The sequence below is a fragment of the Bacteroidota bacterium genome (assembly GCA_016706865.1).
GTDB lineage: Bacteria > Bacteroidota > Bacteroidia > Chitinophagales > BACL12 > UBA7236.
Map to the genome: position 1 here is coordinate 2059312 of JADJIS010000003.1, position 20776 is coordinate 2080087.

Below are 20776 nucleotides of genomic sequence, written 5' to 3' on the forward strand. Positions count from 1 at the left end.
CGAACTTTCCCTTTTATTCAACTATTAATTAAATATCGGAGTGAAATACATTTTATTTATAATTGCAAGCTTGGTATTTTACAACTCCGCATTTTCGCAGAGCAAGGTGACTGGAAAAAAGGATACGATAGAGATCAAAAGTGCCGAATATCTCGAGATCATTCAAAAGAAAAATGTAAACATCAATCGTTTAGTTAATAATGTGGTTCTGGTGCAAAAAGAACTGACACTTTATTGCGACTCCGCCCTTTTATTTAAATCATCCAATATGGCAAAGGTGTATGGCAATGTCCATTTTAATCAGGCAGATTCTATTCATGCCTATGGTGATTCCGCTATATATGATGGGAATACCAAAACAGCGAAATTGTATAATAAAGTAAAACTCACAGATAATTCGATGACATTAACTACGGATAATTTGTCGTACGATATGTCTACAAAAGTTGCAACCTATATTGATGGTGGAACCGTTACTGATGGCGAGGCAGTTCTTACCAGTGAATTAGGATATTATTATGCGAATACCAACGACGCATATTTTAAAAAAGACGTGATTCTTAAACATCCGGAATACGGTTTGGAAGCAGATACCTTACAATATAATACCAGTTTGGAAAAAGCATTTTTCCACGGATCAACAAAGATCTATAATAAAGAAAGTACCGTGTATTGCGAAAATGGTTATTATGAATCTGTAACGGGAATAGCAGTATTTCATGAAAATGTGCAGTTGGATAATCCCCCCCAACAATTAATTGCAGATAGCATTTATTATAATCGGGAAACAGGGATCGGAAAAGCATTTGGAAATATTGAATTCAGAGACACCGTTCAAAATGCATTGCAATACAGCAATTTTGCGGAATACGACGAGATCAATAACACCATATTTTCCACCGGGGGTTCCATTGCAGGTTATATTATTGATGCCGATACATTATTTATTGGTGGCGATTCCATTCGCACTTCAACCGATAGTTTGAACAGAAGAACGATGCTGGTTTTTCACAATGTAAAAATATTTAAAACCGATATTCAGGGTAAATGCGATTCTCTAAGTTATGCGGATGCTGATTCTATTATCCGCTTATTCGGTTCTCCAATAATGTGGAGCGACAGCACTCAATTTGTTGCGGATACCATTAATATGCTGATCCGGAATAAGCAACTCACTGAAATACAATTATATTCCAACGGGTTTATTGTGAATGAGGACGACAGTCTGATTTATAATCAGATAAAAGGCAGAAATATATTCGGGTATTTTACAGAAGAAGAATTAACGAGAATTAATGCAATAGGGAATGGCGAAAGTGTGTACTTTGGTAAAGACGATAACAATAATTATATTGGAGTAAATAAAATGTTATGCAGCGAGATAATGATCTACCTGAACAATAAAAAATTTCACCGTATTACATTTAAGAACACACCTACTTCCGAATTTCATCCTATGCAAAAGATCATAGTTACAGATTTCCAATTAAAAGATTTTCAGTGGAAATACAATGAAAGACCAGCTTCGAAGGAAGATCTGATAACCGCACCTCAGGTAAAAGAAGTGGAAAATCCCAGTGATTCCAAATCACTCCAAAAAGAAGGATAAGATTTTTTTACTACCATGGGATCTTCTATTATTATTTGTTGATGTTTTATTGCCAAAGGAGCAAAACACATTGCCATCCGGTGATCTTCGTAGGTATTAATTTTAACAGTGTCGTTGGCTAAAGTTTCACCTTTTAAAATCCAATAACCCTCTTCCTCGTAAAAATCAACCCCAAATTTCGCCAATTCGGTGCTTAATGCCTGTGTTCTGTCTGTTTCTTTTATCTTTAAACTCTCCACTCCGGTAAATTTTGCATTTACCCCGAGGGCTGCGCAAGTTACAGCAACAGTTTGTGCAAGATCTGGACAATCGGTAAAATCAAAATTAAGTTCATTAACAATTTCACCGGTATTTTCTAAATATAAAATGTCATTTTCGAAAATAGAAGTTACTCCCAGCTGTTTGTAAATTTCAGGAAGCACACTATCGCCCTGTAAACTTTTTTCCATCAACCCATGAATAATAATTTGAGATGCAGAAGACAATGCGCACATCGAAAAATAATAAGAAGCCGCACTCCAGTCACTCTCTGCTTTCATAGGTATGCTTGTGTATTTTCCGGGCTGTATAATTATAATATTTTTATCAAACGAATTTTTTATGCCCAGTTGTTCCATTGTTTTTAATGTCATATTAATATATGGAAACGAACCAATATTTCCAACCAGTTCCAATTCCAGTCCCTTTTCCAACAATGGACCTATCATCATTAATGCAGAAATATATTGAGAACTTACATCTGCCCGAATATTTATTTTTCCCCCTTGAATTTTTTTCCCGTTAATTTTTATTGGTGGAAATCCATCCTCCCCCAGGTAAGTAATATCTGCCCCTAAATTTAATAGTGCATCCACTAATATTTTAATCGGCCTTTTTTTCATTCTTTCACTTCCGGTTAAAATATGTGAACCCTCAGTTATTGCCAGGTATGCAGTTAAAAACCGCATTGTGGTTCCCGCTGCACCTACATCCAATATTTCATCATTTGACGACAATAATTTTTGTAGTGTTTTAGTATCATCCGATGGTGACAGATTTTCAATATCAAACCCCTCCGGACATAATTTTTGCATTATGAGCAAACGATTGCTAATACTTTTAGAACCTTCCAATATTATGGAACCCTTAATTAATTGCTGAGGTGCTCTTAAAAGTAATTCCATTATAATCCTGCGTAATATTTTATTGAATCTAATATTAAATCTTCCGTTGCTTGAATATCATATGTGCAATCACCAATTGTTTGCAACAAACTAAAATTAATTTTTTCGTTATTGTTTTTTTTATCCAATAACATATGTTGCAGCAAAGTATCTGTGGGCACGTTTTCTAAGTTGTATTTAGGATAAAATCGGAAAATAATATTGGAAATATCCTCCAAATCCGTTTTGCTAAGCCCTGTTAATTTATTGGAAAGCCAGGCTTCACAAACCATACCTATTGCTATTGCCTCACCGTGCAAAAGCGGAACCTTGTCGTTATGCAAACTCCAGGTTTCCATTGCATGTCCGATAGTATGACCGAAATTTAATATTTTCCTCACTCCGGCTTCAAAAGGATCACTTTCCACTACCTGCTTTTTAATGTTTACTGATCTTGCAACCAGAATATTCAATTGAGATATAGAGTTTAGGTCAGTTTTTTTAATCTCCTCCCAATAACTTTTATCTTTTATCAAACCGTGTTTTAGAATCTCTGCAAAACCACTACGTAATTGTTCTTTGGGCAGGGTGGATAAAAATTCCGAAGAAATAAGCACCATTTTAGGATCTCCGAATAAACCGATAAGATTTTTGATGCCATTAAAATCTATTCCCAATTTTCCACCAATGGACGCATCTACCTGCGATAATAATGTGGTGGGAATATTTATAAAATCAATTCCTCTTTTATAAGTCCCCGCCACAAATCCTCCCATATCTCCAATCACACCTCCTCCAAGATTCAGGAGTAAACTTTTTCTTTCTGCTTTCTGAGATGTAAGTTCCTCCCAAAGGAATTTACAGGTTTCTATATTTTTTTCTTTTTCACCTGATCTTATTTGCAGTACAATATGTTTAGGAATAGAATTTTCAATTAAAGGATAACAAAATTTATTTGTATTTTCATCCACTAGTACAAAAATGGAAGAATATTTTTTTTCTTTTAACCATTGAAAAAATTCCAATTGTTCGCTGAATTTTTCAGTTAGAGAAATAAAATAATTTTCCAGCGTAATTTGCATACTACATTATTTTTTCAAGCGACCAGGCATCTGCTCTGTCGATAAACAATTTTTTAGTCTCTTCCCAGGTCGATTTAAATAATTCTGATTTTCTATAGGCATCAAGATGTTGCAAACTTTCCCATAAACTAATTGTAATCAAAATATTCTGCTGAGCCAGATCGCGACAAAGATCAACACCCTTACATCCCGGAAATGCCTCAATTTTATGGTGCGCAAATTCAAATATCTTAATAAATTCTCCAACCTTTTCCGGATCGAAGGTCATTTTAACTGTGCGTATTATCATTCAAACTCAATTTGTATAGTGTTATCCAGGTGCAAACCTAATAATTGATTTGCATTTCCTTTATTAATTGCAATTTCGAGATATCCGGAAGCATTAAATAAACATAATCTTTCCCCTTCCGGAACATCTCCATAAGTTGCCGAAATTTCACGAAGTTCTTCATTTCTTTTATAATTGATGATGAAACTCCTCCCCTTCCGGCTTTGTTCGAACCTTTCTTTGGTAATATTAATGATCAAATTGCCAAATCTGTCGATATAAACAATATTTGCCCGCATCATAAACGCATTGTCGGGCGGACGAAGATATGTTTTAGTTTCGATAGCATTTAATGGATTACCCAAATTATTCATCGATTTGCCCGCTAATAAGTCACCCACAATGTCACACAAAACATCTTTTGCAATAAATGACGAATTGATTTCCTGTTTTTGAGGCACTTCTATAATTTTTGTCGGCTGATCTTCAAATAATAGAGCAAATAATCCATTATCTATTCCCACAAAAAAATGATCTTTAAATTCAATAATTAAACATTTCGTGGGATTTCTCCTTTCCGCATGCACGCTCACCAAATGTATAGTGCCGGCCGGAAAATGAAAAAAGGTATTTTTTAATAAAAACGCAGCCTCCTGAATATCAAATGGGGCAATTTCATGGGAGATATCTACAATATTGGCAGTTGCCATTCGCGACAATATCTTACCCTTTATTATGGCAACATAATAATCTTTGATTCCCAGATCGGAGGTTAAGGTTACAATTGCCATTTTTTAATCGAAAAACAATTAATTGAACAAATAAATTAAATTTGCTGTTGAACGGTACAAAACTATAAGAAAAATTGATTGAAATAACTATTCCTTTAGACGGTGTGCGCCCGATTGACTTCTATGGTATACATAATGCAAGACTCGGCATCATAAAAAAAACTTTCCCCTTTTTAAATATTTCTGCCCGCGGAAATGAGTTAAAAGTGCGTGGAAATGAGAAAGATACCGATGAATTCAAGGCCAAAATTGATCTGGTATTGCAACATCTCGAAAAATTTGGCAGTATTAGCGACACAAATCTTCAAAGCATTCTTTTTGGTGTTGCCGAAGAAGAATTGGTGGATGTTCCCGAACTTCCGGAAGATGCCATTGTGCATGGACCAAATGGTTTTATTGTTAGAGCCAGAACTCCAAATCAGAAAAAAATGGTGCAGCTCGCCAACGAAAATGATATCGTTTTTGCCATCGGCCCTGCCGGAACAGGAAAAACATATACGGCAGTTGCCCTGGCGGTGAGAGCGCTGAAAGATAAATCGGTAAAAAGAATAATTCTTACCCGACCTGCAGTAGAGGCAGGTGAAAATCTCGGTTTTTTACCCGGAGATCTTAAAGAAAAGATAGATCCATATCTACGACCGTTATACGATGCACTCGACGATATGCTGCCAATCGAGAAACTTAATTTGTATATGCAAAACAGAGTAATCGAAATTGCTCCTCTTGCATTTATGCGCGGAAGAACTTTGGATCACGCATTTATAATTTTAGATGAAGCACAAAATGCAACCGATGCACAAATTAAAATGTTTTTAACGCGCATTGGCCCCAGTGCAAAATGTATCATCACCGGCGATCTTACCCAAATAGACCTTCCGAGAAATCAATCCTCAGGATTATTTACTTCACTCAGAATATTAAAGGGAATTGATGGAATAGGAACCATATTTTTAAATGAAAATGATGTTGTTCGCCATAGACTTGTAAAATCCATTATCAAGGCATACGATAAAGAAAAGAACAGGTTGGAGGATAGGGCTTCGGAGGATGATTAAATGAAAATATAAAAAATTTGAAGAGATAGATGTAATTTTAAAATAGATTTACGAGAGTAGTTAACAGATTATGATATTTTAAAGACTTGGAGTTTAATTTTTACTGAACTTACTATCTTTTAAAATTTAACTTATGAAGTACCTTATGGTCATTGCGTTCCTTTTTTCTTGCAACGTCATTAAAAAAAATACTCATACCACTTCAAATATTAGTGAAAATATTCTAATTTGTTCAGAACCCTATCAATATTCTGAGAATAATCCTGAATTATTTAAAAAAAGATATTATAAATTTTACATTGACGGCACCTACAAGACTGGTAGTTTCGACACTAAAATAAATGGGGGTATTGATATTGAATTGAATTACGATCAAACGGGCAAATATGAAATTAAAAACGAGGTAATATTTATTTCTCTTTTTGATACAATAGAAGTTGTGAATTTAAATCAACAAGTCCAAAAACCAGAATTTGCTCAATATTTTACAGAATATCAAATTCAATTAGTTGATTCAAACCCAATATTCCTATATCGACGCAACCCTATTGAAGTAAAAGGAAATTTAATGTGGATAGAGCAGAAATTTAATTATTGTGATTAAAAAACCTATTTAACCTAGGTAACCTAATAATAATTATATAAAAATCATTTCTTAAACAAATCCTTCTTAATCCTCTCCATTTCCTTTTTCACCGCATCACTTTGCGCATCCTCTCTTTTATTCAATTCATTTATCACCAGATCATAATTATGTTCATTCCTGTTTTGACTTAATTTTTGCTTAGCATCAATTCTGTCAATGGAAATTTCAAAGGCAACTAAAGCTTTTAAATGGCTTTGTAAATAATCTTCACTCAGATTTTCCATTTTAAAGGGTTTTTCGGAAGCATTTTCATATCTGTTCACCAATCTGGTTAAAACGCCTATCGTTTCCTCTTCATCTAATATTCGTGGTTTACCGTAAACATGCACTGCAATGTAATTCCAGGTAGGAACATTTACATGGTCGTACCAGGAAGAAGAAATGTAAGTATGCGGACCACTAAAAATTACAAGCACCTGATCGAATTTTTCAAAATTATTCCATTGCGGATTTTGTTTTGCCATGTGGGAGCGCAACACCTTTTCGCCTTTATCATTTTCTTCCAGCTCAACAGGCATGTGAGTAGCAATAATTTCTCCGTTTAACTCACTAACAATTATTGCAAAAGAGTTTTCCTGCATGAAACGATAAATAGTTTCTTGTTCAGTAAGTTTATTAATTTTAGGAATATACATTTTGAAAAATTTTATTTTATATATCGTTCTTTTATTATTTGCATATGGTGCAATTCGTGTCCTGCAATTACATAGGCAAATGATTTTACTTTTACAGGACCTTTATTTGCAATTGCGGTAAATTCCATCAGTTCGTCATTAAAACTATTAAATAAATAAACTGTAGAAGTTCTCACCGCAAAAAATTCCAGTATCATTTCAATAAAATCGCGTTCATCGGTATTTGCATTTGCTACATAATCATCCTGTTCAAATCCGGGCAGTGCAGTTGCATCCTTTCTCGCAAATCGCAATGCGCGATAACTCATGATGCGCTCTGTATCAATAATATGCTGTAAGATCTCCTTAATATTCCATTTTCCTTCTGCATACCTATACAATATTTGTTCATCACTAAGTTGTCGCAAAAAATCGGAAGTTTTTACCACATTGTTTTTCAATATTTCGATAAGATCACCATCAGGCACTTTATCGAGGTAAGCTTTTTGATATGGAAGATATTCTCCTTCAACGGGATGGGTCCAGGTAAGCATAATAGATTTTTTTACAAAGTTGCACAACTTAAAATGGATTCACAAAAGAAATGAGATTTCGTGAGTCGTGAAGCGTGAGACGTGAGTCAGGCTCGTAGTAACCGGAAAATTTTACTGCTGATAATTATTTCGTGAGGCGTGAAGATTGATAATTTTAACGCCTGACACATTGGGGAATGAAAAGTATTTTCCTACGTTGAACTAAGATCATTACTCATTACTCATAACTCATTAGGTGAGTGGTGAATAGTGATTGGTGAGTATGCTCCTTCTAAGCCTAAAGTTTGATGTCTTCAAAAAATGCCCCGATGGTAGCTGGAACGGACCTGACTGCCGTCAGGCAGACTCACGATTCACGATTGACGATTCACGAAAATGAGTGGTGAGTTTAATTAAAGTGAGCATGAAAGTTTTACTCCTGACTAATGACCAATGACTCCTGACAATTTATTCACAGTGAGTCCTATCAAAAAATACTCTATATTTTAAAAGCTACCTTTTTAATCAAGGAATATGTTAAATATTTACCTGTGTTGTGCAGATTAAAGAAGAAACATTACCTTCGAAAAAAAATTTATGTCAAGAATCATTCATTTTGAGATCCCAGCAACAAACCCTGAACAAACAATTGAATTTTATAGCAAAACCTTTGGATGGACCTTTACTAAATGGGGAGAAGAGGAATATTGGCTTGTAACTACGGGGGAAGATTCAGAACACGGCATCAATGGGGCGATAATTAAAAGACGCGACCCAAGCATGCCTGTTGTGAATACAATTAATGTTGAAAATATTGATAAAGCAATTGCGAATGTGGAGGCACATGGTGGAATTATTGTTGTTCCTAAATCGAGCATTCCAACAATGGGACATTTATGTTACTTTAAAGATCCCGACGGTGTTATACATGGCATGATGCAAATGGATCCCAGTGCTAAATAATTAAATACACTTATGTAATATTGGAACCTGCAATTTAGAAATTGCAGGTTTTCTTTTATATTTAACCCAAACAAACCACAATGAGCACCTTTACAAAGAAAATGCGATATGCCTTTGATAATACTATGAGCAAAGGCCCTATTGCCCTTATCATCTGGTTGGGAATTATATCTCTTATACTCATCATTTTTGCATCTATAATACTTGCCGTAACCGGTATAGCCCAACCTGAAGAGGAAGGATTGAATTTTATTGAAGCTGCCTGGCAGAGTTTAATGCGCACTCTGGATGCCGGAACCATGGGTGGTGATGCAGGCTGGGGTTTTAGAATTATAATGTTGATCGTAACACTTGGAGGTATTTTTATCGTGAGTATTTTAATTGGTGTTTTATCGAGCGGTATTGAAGGTAAATTAGATGAATTGAGAAAAGGAAAAAGTGAAGTGATGGAAAATGATTACGTACTTATTCTGGGTTGGAGTTCTAAAATATTTACCATTATTTCTGAACTCACTATCGCAAACGAAAACCAAAAAAAACCGCGCATTGTTATTCTCTCCAATATCGATAAAGTAGATATGGAAGATGCTATAAAAAATAATATCCCTGATACAAAAAATACAAAAGTTATTTGCAGAAACGGAGATGTAACAAATCCGACGGATCTTTTTATTGTAAATCCCTCCAAAGCAAAATCCATTATTATTTTAAGTAATGATGATGAAGCAGGGGATTTTGAAACAATTAAAACAATTTTAGCAATCACAAATAATCCCCAACGCAAAGAAGGGAAATATCATATTGTTGCAGAAATGAATGATATTCAGAATTACAATGTTGCAAAAATGGTAGGAAAAGACGAAGTGGAATTAATTCTAACCGACGATATTGTTGCCCGAATTATGGTGCAAACCTCACGCCAAAGTGGTTTAAGTATAGTATACACCGAATTAATGGATTTCGGTGGAGATGAGATCTATTTTAAGGAGGAAAAAGCTCTTGTAGGCAAAAAATACGGAGAAGTACTTTCCATGTACGAAACAAGCTGCATCATGGGTTTGAGCAAAAAAGGAATCTCCAATATTAATCCCGGTATGGACATGTTGATAGAAGAAGGGGATGAAATAATAGTGATGAGCGAAGATGATGACACTATTAATTTATCAAACAGATCTGACCTGCCAATTAATGAATCTGCAATAAATAATAATCCCTTAAAAACAACTCCAAAACAGGAAAAAATATTATTGCTCGGTTGGAATAATCGTGTTATAAGGGTAATAAAAGAATTAAATAATTATGTCGGAAAAAATTCGGAGGTAACGGTAATTGCCAATCACAATAAACCATTGGAATTGGAGCAGGAAAATGAATTCAATAATCTTAAAGTTGATTATCGGAAAGCAGACACAACTGACAGAAGTTTATTGGAAGTGTTAAATGTTTTTCAATACGATTATATCATGTTATTCAGTTATAAAAATGAGAAGATGCAAAAATCTGATTCTATAACCTTGATAACATTACTTCACTTGCGCGATATGAGTGAACGCGAAAATAAAGACCTGAATATAGTAAGCGAAATGCTCGACCTTAAAAACAGAGAACTCGCAGAGGTTACAAATGCAGATGATTTTATTGTTAGTGATAAAATGTTGAGTCTGCTCATCACGCAGGTTTCAGAAAACAAAGGTTTGATGCGCGTGTTTGAAGATATATTGGATGAGGATGGTAGCGAGATCTATATGAAACCAATCACCGATTATATCAATATAGGAAGCGAAGTAAATTTTTATACTTTAATAGAATCGGCGAAACGCAAAAACGAAACTGCGATCGGATACCGAACAATGCAACATGAACACGATGCCAATATGGCTTATGGTGTTAAAACCAATCCCAAAAAATCGGATTTGATCAATTTTTCTCCCCAAGATAAAATAATTGTATTGGCGGAAGATTAATTTTGCACCATGGATATCAAAAATACTTTGAAGAATGTATTAACAGATACTTCTTCGTTGCTGGGTATTGGTTTTGATGAAGCCAGTAACCTATTAAAAGATACACTCGACAAGTTTTACGACGTTAAAAATCTCACAAAGGAAAAACTTACCGGTTTCACAAACGACCTGATAGCACTTTCGCCTTTGATTGAAAAAACAGGTTTCAGAACCAAGGAGATCAATATCGGGGTAGGTGTTCCACCTCGGATCATTTTTCATTTCGAGAAATTTGCCAATGTAAGCAAAAGTGATATTGAAGCGCTACTGAAGCAACATGAAGATAAGACCATGCTTAAAGTTATTGTTACTACACTGGTTTCTGCCGATGAATTTCAAAGTAAACTCACCCTGGGAAGTTTTAAATTTAATGAGATCGATATAGAATTAGGTGTCCCACCTGAAGTAAATGTTAAATTAGTAAACTCTTCTGCCTTAGGCGTTGTTTAACCCAAACAAGAACAATTTATGGATATTCAGGCATTACTCATGCGTTTATTATTTACAGGAGGATTTTATTTCGTTTCTGATCTTTTTATTCATTCTGCCATCAGGTCTACCTTCTTTAAAAATCCCAAACGAGCTGTTCGAATTTATTGGATAATTAATATTTTAATATTCCTGATTTCGAGTATAGGATTTCTTTTTGTTAAATATATGGATCCTGAAATTGCGAGATTAAATTCCTATTTCATGGGAATTTTTGTTTCCCTTTTATTCTCCAAACTCATCGTTGCATTAATTTTATTTATTACAGAGGATGTTTACAGAATTCCCTACAGTTTTTACACCTATCGCAAAAGAAAAAAGGCAAAAACAGAATCCGGGATATTAATAAATAGAAGAAATTTTATTGCCAAATCAGCACTCATAGCAGGGTTACTTCCTTTTTCAGGATTTTTATACGGAATTTTTAAGGGTAGATTTAACTTTACAGTACGCAGCGAAGAAATTTTTTTCGATGATCTTCCCTCTGCATTCGATGGATTTACCATCACTCAGATCAGCGATCTCCACATCGGTTCCTGGGACAAGGCCTCAAAACACAAACTGGAATATTTAGTGGAACTCATTACGGATTTAAAATCGGAAGTTTTATTTTTTACCGGCGATATCGTTAATAGCAATGCAGATGAAATGGATGGATGGTACGATACTTTTAATACCTTAACTGCACCATTCGGAGTATATTCAATTCTAGGAAACCACGATTATGGTGATTATATTAAATGGAAAACCGAAGAGGACAGAGATCAAAATTTGCATAATGTAAAAAATATTCATCCTCTATTAGGATTTAAATTATTGTTGAATGAAAATACCTTTATTGAAAAAGGTGGTGAAAAAATTCATATCATTGGTGTTGAAAATTGGGGCAAAGGAGATTTTCCGAAAATCGGAGATCTTACTATTGCGAGCAAAGGAATAGAATCAAATGCCTTTAAAATTTTATTATCGCATGACCCTTCACACTGGCGCGCAAAAGTGTTGGAAGAACAATATCCACCACAACTTACTTTGAGCGGACATACGCATGGATTTCAAATGGGTATAGAAACACCGGCATTCAGAATATCTCCATCTCAATTAGTGTATAAAGAATGGGCAGGTTTATATCAAAATGGCAAACACCATTTATATGTCAACCGCGGACTCGGAACTGTTGGGTATCCCGGCAGAATTGGCATTTGGCCGGAAATAACCAAGATCACCTTAAGAAGAAAAACCAGCTGAAATATTATTAATATTGTAAGATTAATTTAACTTAATAAAATATGAAAAATATTATAATTCTTTTTTCACTCACAATTATTATTTCCTCCTGCTCACAAAATTCCAAAGCATTTGATAAAAATGGAAGTTTACGGGTAGAAAATTTAACCTCAGAAACGGGTGGTTTTAACTTTGTGCCGATGTCGGCAAGCGATAGTGCAGATGTTTTAAATTACACACCCACAGTTTATAAATTCGAGGATGAACCTTATACAGGTAAAATAGCATCTTACAATAAAGAAAAACTCATGTTGGAAGGTAATCTTAAAAACGGAATATTATCTGGTGAGTGGAAATTTTATTATCCGAGTGGCGTTGTTCAAATTGAAGGCACTTATTCCAACGGACATGAAACAGGTTTTTGGAAATCATATTATACAAAAGATAAACCCAATATTGTAAAATATTACAATGAAGACGGATTAATGTTAATGCGCAAAGAATATTATGATACCGGAAAAATTAAAAATTACCAAAACATAAATTGCGAAGAATTTGGCGGACGAGAAAGAAGAATTCAATTTAAATATAATGGCGAACTTGATTACATAGACGCCGAACGAGAAGTAGGTAAATTAACTCCTGCAGAGATAAATACACTTTTGAAAAATGATGGGTTATTGGTAAAATAAGGTATCCGGAATCAGGTATCAGGATTTACTTTGTCGATAAAATTAGATCTTCGTTATTAAACAGCAAATTTCTAAGCCCAATTTTATTAATTAACGAAAATAGTAATATTATAAAATACATTTACAAATAAGAGTTAAATTATCCTCATTTCGATATCCCAAATCCTGATACCCGATACGCGTTCCTCGCGCTAATAAAATATCATTCCAACGAAAATTTCTTACCGTTTCCTTCCCGAACTTTCCGTCTTACCGGCTAATTAAAATTATTTTAGCACATTATATAAGAATATATTTTTCATAACAAACGATGCTACCTTTCTTTAATATCCTAGAAGAGAGAAAATCTATTTAACCTTATCTTAATAAAATAAGAGCACCGGAATACGTTTCATTAATTCCATCGCACAACATTTGAACTACATACATATAAGTTCCAATTTCCTGTGGTCTGCCGGAAATATCATTACCATCCCAACCACCACTGTCGGCAGTTGCAAAATAATCATATACTTTTTGCCCCCATCGATTAAATACAGAGAAATAAGTTACTTCCTCACATAAATTAGTTGTAGGAGGAACTCTGAAAAGATCATTTAATCCATCTTCATTCGGAGTAAATACATTTGGGAAAGCAACTGCAGCTGCAACTAAAATTGTAATACAATCGGTAGAAGTACATCCGGTGGGATGCGTGGCAGTTACACAATAAGTTGTTGTTTCGTATGGATTGATAAGCGGATTTGCAGCTGTAACATCCGAAATATTATAATTTGGTGACCATAGATAAGTATAAGTATCATCCAGATTTGAATACAAGGTCATAAAATTTCCGAGTTCCAGAGTAGTATCAGGAAATGCAGTTATTGCAACACTGTCAATAACATCTACTTCAACAAAACCAATTATCTGACAACCAAGATCATCAGTAACTATCAAAGTATAAGTAAAATCAGATGGAGGTATAATAGTAAGATCAGGAGTATTTGATGTTGCAGGGTCGTTCCAGTCGTAGGCTAATGTGCCGGTTCCTGTGGCAACCGACGACATATATAATTCATTTCCTGCGCAAACAACTGCATCATCAGGAATCATATCAACCGTAAGCTCAACATAAATTACACTAGGTTGTGGAATATCAAGATCACCCAAATAAAATCCTGCGGCACCGGCAGTAGCATTATTAGAGGAGTTAAAACATGGTGAGCCAACGCCTTCCCCAACGGTTTTTCCCGGACTTCCGCCCGCTGCATCTAAATTTATTCCACCTGGCATTACAGGGGCATTAACCCAAAGTAATCCGCCGGAACCACCGCCTCCCGGACCAACACAATTAATTCCATCAAACGAATTATCGGTATCACCGCCATTACCACCTACAACCTGCACATTTAGTGTAGTGGAAACGTTGTTCAATTCCATTGCAACCGTTCCTGCACCGCCACCACCGCCAGCACCATCATCAAAAGCAACATCAGTAACGCTCTCTCCGTTTGACCTGATAAAAAATCCATTTCCTTCAATATTATTTGCGATGATCATGATAAGACCGCCACCGTTTCCTCCTTGAGTGCCTGTTCCGATATTCGAACTTCCGGCGCCTCCACCTCCTCCCATCCATATCTTATTGGTAACATTATTATAATCCAGCGACCATCCCCCAAATCCGGGATAAGTTCCACCACATAATCCTGCAGCGGGATTAATTAATTGTCCACCCATTCCACCATTCACATTATTACTTCCACCACCACCACCGGTTTGTCTGTCGTTTCCACCACCACCGCCATTTGCTGGTGCTCCTCGGGCGGCCAAACCATCACCATTTTCTGAAATACCTTCACCTTTAAACCCTGCTTTATCTTCACCGGGCAGAATTACATAACCGTCAAATCCGGTAGCACCGCCAGTTATACAAGGTGTATTGATCACCACTGCAGAACCACGAAATCCAATTCCTGTAGCATCGATATCAGCACCAAATGAAATTGTACCTGTAGAAATTAAAGAAATAATGCCACCTGTCGTTCCATTCCATGGAAGCCCTGTTACGGTTCCTACGATATCTACATCCACATACTCAGGCACACGAACCAACTGACAACGTCCTGCAAGATCATAAGGTCTATCAATAATTTCATTTAATGTAACAACATTAAAAACAATGTTTTGAACAGTAAACATTTCATAATCGCCGCTCTTGGCATAATTCAAAATTGAACCATAGGTTGGGAGATTATCGGCTTCGGCATCAACACCACGCATCTGTATAAGAAGCACATTATCGCCAATGGAAAGTCCTAAAGGTGTATTGTCAAGCGTAAGACTATTATTACAAATATCAATTCCGGTAACTTCATAATAATTGTTGATCACCCCGGAAATACTTGTTTGAGCCCTAAGGGTCAAAAAGTTGAGGAGATACACAGCACAAAACAATAAGGGTATTCGCGGCATAAATTTAAAAGGTGCGTGTGATTTTTTTACGAAGATAGGTAATTCCTGCAAAATTGCAATAAAATCCCGTATTTTGACCCCTAAATGAAGATGCTATTTATTAACAAAACGTTGGTTTATGACAAAAATTGAAGTCACTTCTAAATTAAAGGATGCAATTGCCAACTACGAAAATTTTTGCCTGAAAATGGTGGAAATGGATTATTTTGCATCATATGGCGACAAGTGGAGTGTTTCAGAAAACACCCGACATCTAATGTTAGCAATAAGTCCGATAATTCTTGCATTCAGTTTACCCAAATTTTTACTGCGCTTATTCTTTGGAAAGCCGAACAGAAACAGCCGAAGTTTCGACGAACTTTTGGCGAAATATATCGGCAAACTTGAAGCGGGAGGCAAAGCTTCGAAACCCTATGTGCCAAATACACAAAAAGTGGATGTCACAAAAGAAACAGAGTTGAAAAAATTTATGATACTTCACAACAGATTGATATCTAAAATGGAAAGGTGGAAAGATGTTGATCTTGATAGATATTTGTTGCCGCATCCCTTGTTGGGAAAGATCACCCTTCGGGAGATGTTGTATTTCACAACCTTTCATATACAACATCATCAACAAACAATTGAAAATTTGCAAAAACCTAAATATGTTCAGGCATGAATGAGTCTCAACGCATTAAAAAATTATTTTTCGAACTGTATGATGGCAATCCATGGACCGCAATTAAACTTACAGATCTGTTAAGTGGCATCAGTGCGGAACAAGCAGCACTGCGCCCGATAAAAAATGCAAATACTATTTGGCAATTAGTGCAGCATTGTGTTGGATGGAGAGAGAATGTTTTACGTAAAATACAAGGTGATTTTTTTAAATCTCCTGAAGATAATTATTTGTCGAATCCACCGGATACCTCTCCCGAAGCATGGTCTCAACTGCTTAGCAGATTAGAAAAATCGGAAACAGATTGGGAAAATTATCTTGAAAATCTCAACGATGAAACATTAAATAAGGGATATGCTCCCTCCAAAAATGAATGGACAAATTATGAAGTGATACAAGGCATCCTCCACCACGACAATTATCATTTCGGACAAATATCCATGTTAAAAAAGTTGGTTACTTAAGGATAATTCATCTGATAATGCAGGAGAACTAGTTATTTCCTTTTGATGTTTATGGTATGAAGAAATAAGGTTATTGGACATATATGTCGTTATTTTGCACCACAATAACCTTATATATGTTTATAGGTTTTGATAAATAGGGGAAATGTTTAAAATGATAAAAAGTGTTAAATTAAATTTTCTGTTTTTACTTCTTTCAATTTCTGCGCTTGCTCAAGCCCAAAATGTTCCTTATTCTATTTTGTATGACGATACTTTGGTAAATACTATTTTAATTACAATGGACCCCGATTCACTGGATGAATTGTATGATGAATTAGAAAACGAACATGAATATGCTGTATTATTTGTTTATCAAAATGGGGTAAATTCCGACACACTGGAAAATGTTGGATTAAGACTGAGAGGAAATACTTCACTGGAATCAGCAAAAAAATCGTTTAAAATTTCTTTTAATACATATGTTACAGGCAGACGTTTTGAAGGCGCCAAAAAATTAAATCTCATTGGCAATCACAACGACCCAACCATGAGCCGTGAAAAAATATATTTTGACATCTACAACGATTTTGGTTTACCAACACGCAGAGTTTCTTTTGCTAAATTTTATATTAATGATACCTATTATGGTTTATATAGTTTGACGGAAGAATATGACGATATATTTTTACAAGACAGGTTTGGTGAAAGCAGCGGTAATTTGTATAAATGTTTATACGGAAGCACATTGGAATACAATGGCCCAAGTCAGAGTGAATATAATACCTACGAATTAATAACCAACGAACAACAAAATGACAAAAGTGATCTGGTAAACCTCGCTGATGTTTTGAATAATACTCCAATTGCAGACCTGTCGTGTGAACTGGAAAAAATATTTGATGTTGCAGGATTTTTGAAAATTTATGCTTTGGATGTTTCTACCGGGCACTGGGATAATTACGGCGCAAATCAAAATAATTATTATTTATATCACAATCAGAGTACCGGTAAATTTCAATTTTTAAGTTACGATTGTGATAATGTTCTGGGTGTTGATTGGTTTGGAATTGATTGGGCAGAAAGAGATATTTATAATTGGAATTTCGACGATCGGCCACTGGTGGAAAGATTATTTCAAATTCCTGAATATGTGGACCTTTTCAGTTATTATTTAAATCAATTATCCACCACAATTATGGTTCCTGCAACCATTTTTCCTCATATTGATTCCATACGCGATCTTATTGCTCCGGCTGCATTGGAAGATGTTTTCCGCACCTATGATTATGGATTTACTTACGACGATTTTTATGATGGATTTAATACCAATAATATCATAGGACATACACCTTACGGAATTGAAAATTTTATTTCCGCCAGAGTTGATAATTCATTATCACAAGTGGAATTAAATGATATTGCACCCATTTTGGAAAACGAAACGCATATCAAAACATTACCTCAACCGGGCGAGGAAATTATTATTCGTTTATTTGCTTTAGATGATAATTCCATTAATAATTGTTCCGTATTTTACAGTGAAGATAATATCGCCTTTACGCAATTAAATTTATTTGATGATGGCGTTCATAATGATTCACTTCCCGCTGATGATATATTTGGCGCAACCATCAGTTCTGGGTCTGATGATACAGAATTATTTTATTATTTTGAAGCCACCGACAATATAGGAAATATTAAAAGATATCCTGTTTGTGAAACAATAAATATACATATTGGATCTCCTTCCCAAAATTTAGTGATCAATGAATTTATGGCAAAAAATGAAACCACAATTACAGATGATTTTGGTGGATATGCAGATTATATAGAACTGTTTAATCCGGGACCGGAAAATATATTTTTAACAGGAAAATATTTAAGCGATGATTTTGATCAACCGGCAAAATGGCCTTTACCCGATCGTTTGATGTTGCCGAATACTTATATAATAATTTGGGCGGATGATGATACCGAAGAAGGTAATGTACATACCAATTTTAACCTTGATGCTTCCGGTGATGAAATTGGCATTTTTTCCGGACCTGAATATTATTATTCAGTTATTGATACAATTTCATTCAGAGATCAGGTTGCCGATATTTCCACAGGAAGATTGCCAAATGGCAGTGGCAATTTTGTGACCCTACCACAACCATCGCCGGGTGCAAATAATGAAGCTACGATTCCTGTTGATTCTACCTTACAATTTCAATTTATTATTCTTGGAAACCCATCGTTTGGCAATGGTGAGATAAGTCTCGATCTGTTTGAACCTTCCGATATTGTTATCGATCTCTTATCCATTAACGGACAAATAATTGAAAGGGTGGAAAATGCTTATTTGCAAGAAGGTAGACATAATTACACACTTCAATCCGCTTTTTTAAGTAGCGGAATGTATTTTATCCGATTGGAAAAAAATGGGGAGTCCTCCTTTTACAAATTCATTGAATTATAGGATAGACGGTCCAATACATTCATTTCATCATTTCCTAATTAATATTTTGGGTTAAATTTGCATCCTCAACTACAAAAAAGACAATGGGACGTGCATTTGAATACCGCAAAGAGAAAAAATTTAAACGCTGGGATGCAATGGCTAAAAATTTCACCCGCATTGGACGTGAAATTGCGATAGCAGTAAAGAACGGAGGTGCAAGTCCGGATACCAATCCGAAATTGCGTTTGGCAATTCAAAATGCCAAATCTGTTTCCATGCCAAAAGATCGTGTTGATGCTGCAATTAAACGCGCATCAAGCAAAGAGGAAGGCAATTTTGAAGAGGTGGTATACGAAGGAATTGGAGCGGGTGGAGTTGCCCTCATGGTTGAATGTGCAACCGATAACACTACAAGAACAGTTGCAAATGTGAGATTATTATTCAGTCGCGGTGGTGGAAATTTAGGAACCTTTGGTTCGGTTGCATATTTATTTGATCGCAAGGGAATATTCAAAATTGAATCTTCCAAAATTAATCTCGACGAGGTGGAACTCGATCTTATTGATGCGGGTGCTGAAGATATTTATGAAGAAGATGGAACTGTATATCTCGAAACATCATTCAATGATTTTGGCACCATGCAAAAAAAATTGGATGATCTCCATATCGAAATTACCGGTGCCGAATTATTGCGCATCCCTCACGATAAAATTAAATTAAATGCCGACAACGAATTACTAATAAATAATCTTATCGATAAATTAATGGAAGATGATGATGTGGTAAATGTGTTTCATAATATGGAAGAAACAATTGAATGAAGGGATTAAAGAATGAAAGAATGAAAGAATGAAGGAATGAAAGACCCTCGACCTACAAGGTTTTTTTAACCTGGTAGGTCTGAGGGAAGGGGGAGAAAAAAAATGAAGGAATGAAAGACCCTCGACCTACAAGGTTTTTTTTAACCTGGTAGGTCTGAGGGAAGGGGAAGAAAAAAATGAAAGAATGAAGGAATGAAAGAATGAAAAAAAGTGGGAACCTGCCTGACGCGGTCAGCAGGCAGGCGCGGATGACGCGGATTTGGCGAATTTAAAGGGATAAAAAAATGAAGAGATGAAGGAATTAAAAATGAAGGAAATATCCACTCCAAAATAATTAATTAATATAAAAACTTTCAGCAATAATTAAAATATTAATCAGAGGAATTGGTTGAATAAATTGTTCGGTAATTTATTTTGCAGAAAGCTTGAAAAACGGACAAGGAAACGTCTTTCCCCTTGGGGAAGATAAGAGATGGGGCCCGGACGATTCAATGAACTTTGCATCCGCCGCGGCGGACGCTATTTTTTCAAACAAAAAAACCAGCCGGTGGCTGGTTTTTTTGTTTGAAAATTTTGTGGTTGAGTGGTGTTTTTATCCGCCGATGATCTTTACGTTTACGGCGTTTTTACCTTTGCGGCCATCTACAACGTCGAAGGATACAAGGTCGTTTTGTTGTATCTTATCGATGAGGCCTGTTTGATGAACAAAAATTTCTTCATTAGTTCCGTCTTTAACTATAAAACCGAAACCTTTTGTGGCATTGAAAAATTTTACTTTACCCGTTTCCATTGTAATAAAAATGATTATTAATAAATTGATTAACGTGGCAAAAATAA

20 protein-coding genes are annotated in these 20776 nt (G+C 35.3%); 12 read left to right on the forward strand and 8 right to left on the reverse strand.

The window, feature by feature from the left end:
- Nucleotides 1-40 precede the first annotated feature (40 nt).
- Nucleotides 41-1609 carry a hypothetical protein gene (locus tag IPI31_18115; protein ID MBK7569739.1) on the forward strand — a complete coding sequence of 523 codons (1569 nt, stop codon included), beginning with the start codon at nt 41-43 and terminating at the stop codon, nt 1607-1609.
- Here IPI31_18115 and IPI31_18120 read toward each other — a convergent pair.
- From IPI31_18120 to IPI31_18135, 4 genes are read right to left on the reverse strand one after another with little or no spacing between them, the layout of a single operon-like run.
- Nucleotides 1552-2772, reverse strand: coding sequence for a 3-phosphoshikimate 1-carboxyvinyltransferase (locus tag IPI31_18120; protein MBK7569740.1), 1221 nt, complete (start codon nt 2770-2772; stop codon nt 1552-1554). The genes IPI31_18115 and IPI31_18120 overlap by 58 nt on opposite strands.
- Nucleotides 2772-3833 (reverse strand): 3-dehydroquinate synthase, encoded by a 1062-nt coding sequence (gene aroB, locus IPI31_18125; protein ID MBK7569741.1) that lies wholly within the window; start codon nt 3831-3833, stop codon nt 2772-2774. The genes IPI31_18120 and aroB overlap by 1 nt, the downstream gene beginning before the upstream one ends.
- 1 nt (nt 3834) lies before the next feature.
- Nucleotides 3835-4122 carry an antibiotic biosynthesis monooxygenase gene (locus tag IPI31_18130; protein MBK7569742.1) on the reverse strand — a complete coding sequence of 96 codons (288 nt, stop codon included), beginning with the start codon at nt 4120-4122 and terminating at the stop codon, nt 3835-3837.
- Nucleotides 4119-4892, reverse strand: coding sequence for an SAM-dependent chlorinase/fluorinase (locus IPI31_18135; protein MBK7569743.1), 774 nt, complete (start codon nt 4890-4892; stop codon nt 4119-4121). Before IPI31_18135 ends, IPI31_18130 begins: the two co-directional genes overlap by 4 nt.
- A gap of 74 nt (nt 4893-4966) precedes the next feature.
- Here IPI31_18135 and IPI31_18140 point away from each other — a divergent pair, with 74 nt between their 5' ends.
- Both IPI31_18140 and IPI31_18145 read left to right on the forward strand, forming a co-directional pair.
- Complete coding sequence (locus IPI31_18140) at nt 4967-5947, forward strand: PhoH family protein (GenBank protein MBK7569744.1); 981 nt, start codon at nt 4967-4969, stop codon at nt 5945-5947.
- A 133-nt stretch (nt 5948-6080) separates the two neighbouring features.
- Complete coding sequence (locus IPI31_18145) at nt 6081-6551, forward strand: hypothetical protein (GenBank protein MBK7569745.1); 471 nt, start codon at nt 6081-6083, stop codon at nt 6549-6551.
- Between the two features lie 44 nt (nt 6552-6595).
- On the opposite strand, the gene IPI31_18150 is transcribed toward IPI31_18145, so the two are convergent.
- Both IPI31_18150 and IPI31_18155 read right to left on the reverse strand, forming a co-directional pair.
- A complete protein-coding gene (locus IPI31_18150; GenBank protein MBK7569746.1) occupies nt 6596-7228 on the reverse strand; it encodes an FMN-binding negative transcriptional regulator in 633 nt (210 codons plus the stop codon).
- An 11-nt stretch (nt 7229-7239) separates the two neighbouring features.
- On the reverse strand, nt 7240-7761 hold the full coding sequence (locus IPI31_18155; GenBank protein MBK7569747.1) for a DinB family protein: 522 nt from the start codon (nt 7759-7761) through the stop codon (nt 7240-7242).
- A 576-nt stretch (nt 7762-8337) separates the two neighbouring features.
- On the opposite strand from IPI31_18155, the gene IPI31_18160 reads away from it, so the two are divergent.
- From IPI31_18160 to IPI31_18180, 5 genes are all read left to right on the forward strand, one after another.
- Complete coding sequence (locus IPI31_18160) at nt 8338-8703, forward strand: VOC family protein (protein MBK7569748.1); 366 nt, start codon at nt 8338-8340, stop codon at nt 8701-8703.
- Between the two features lie 80 nt (nt 8704-8783).
- On the forward strand, nt 8784-10667 hold the full coding sequence (locus IPI31_18165) for an NAD-binding protein (GenBank protein ID MBK7569749.1): 1884 nt from the start codon (nt 8784-8786) through the stop codon (nt 10665-10667).
- A 9-nt stretch (nt 10668-10676) separates the two neighbouring features.
- Entirely contained in the window at nt 10677-11156 is a 480-nt protein-coding gene (locus tag IPI31_18170) for a hypothetical protein (protein ID MBK7569750.1), read from the forward strand.
- Between the two features lie 18 nt (nt 11157-11174).
- On the forward strand, nt 11175-12440 hold the full coding sequence (locus IPI31_18175; GenBank protein MBK7569751.1) for a metallophosphoesterase: 1266 nt from the start codon (nt 11175-11177) through the stop codon (nt 12438-12440).
- Nucleotides 12441-12481: 41 nt separating this feature from the next.
- Nucleotides 12482-13111, forward strand: coding sequence for a hypothetical protein (locus tag IPI31_18180; protein ID MBK7569752.1), 630 nt, complete (start codon nt 12482-12484; stop codon nt 13109-13111).
- Nucleotides 13112-13468: 357 nt separating this feature from the next.
- Here the strand turns inward: IPI31_18180 and IPI31_18185 are convergent, their stop codons facing one another.
- Nucleotides 13469-15568 (reverse strand): gliding motility-associated C-terminal domain-containing protein, encoded by a 2100-nt coding sequence (locus tag IPI31_18185; GenBank protein MBK7569753.1) that lies wholly within the window; start codon nt 15566-15568, stop codon nt 13469-13471.
- Between the two features lie 118 nt (nt 15569-15686).
- Here IPI31_18185 and IPI31_18190 point away from each other — a divergent pair, with 118 nt between their 5' ends.
- The 4 genes from IPI31_18190 (at nt 15687) to IPI31_18205 (ending at nt 19939) form a co-directional block, all read left to right on the forward strand.
- A complete protein-coding gene (locus tag IPI31_18190) occupies nt 15687-16229 on the forward strand; it encodes a DinB family protein (GenBank protein ID MBK7569754.1) in 543 nt (180 codons plus the stop codon).
- On the forward strand, nt 16226-16693 hold the full coding sequence (locus IPI31_18195; protein MBK7569755.1) for a DinB family protein: 468 nt from the start codon (nt 16226-16228) through the stop codon (nt 16691-16693). The genes IPI31_18190 and IPI31_18195 overlap by 4 nt, the downstream gene beginning before the upstream one ends.
- Before the next feature lie 145 nt (nt 16694-16838).
- Complete coding sequence (locus IPI31_18200) at nt 16839-19136, forward strand: CotH kinase family protein (GenBank protein MBK7569756.1); 2298 nt, start codon at nt 16839-16841, stop codon at nt 19134-19136.
- A gap of 83 nt (nt 19137-19219) precedes the next feature.
- Entirely contained in the window at nt 19220-19939 is a 720-nt protein-coding gene (locus IPI31_18205; GenBank protein MBK7569757.1) for a YebC/PmpR family DNA-binding transcriptional regulator, read from the forward strand.
- Nucleotides 19940-20531: 592 nt separating this feature from the next.
- On the opposite strand, the gene IPI31_18210 is transcribed toward IPI31_18205, so the two are convergent.
- Nucleotides 20532-20729, reverse strand: a complete 198-nt coding sequence (locus IPI31_18210; GenBank protein MBK7569758.1) for a cold shock domain-containing protein — start codon at nt 20727-20729, stop codon at nt 20532-20534.
- Nucleotides 20730-20776 lie beyond the last annotated feature (47 nt).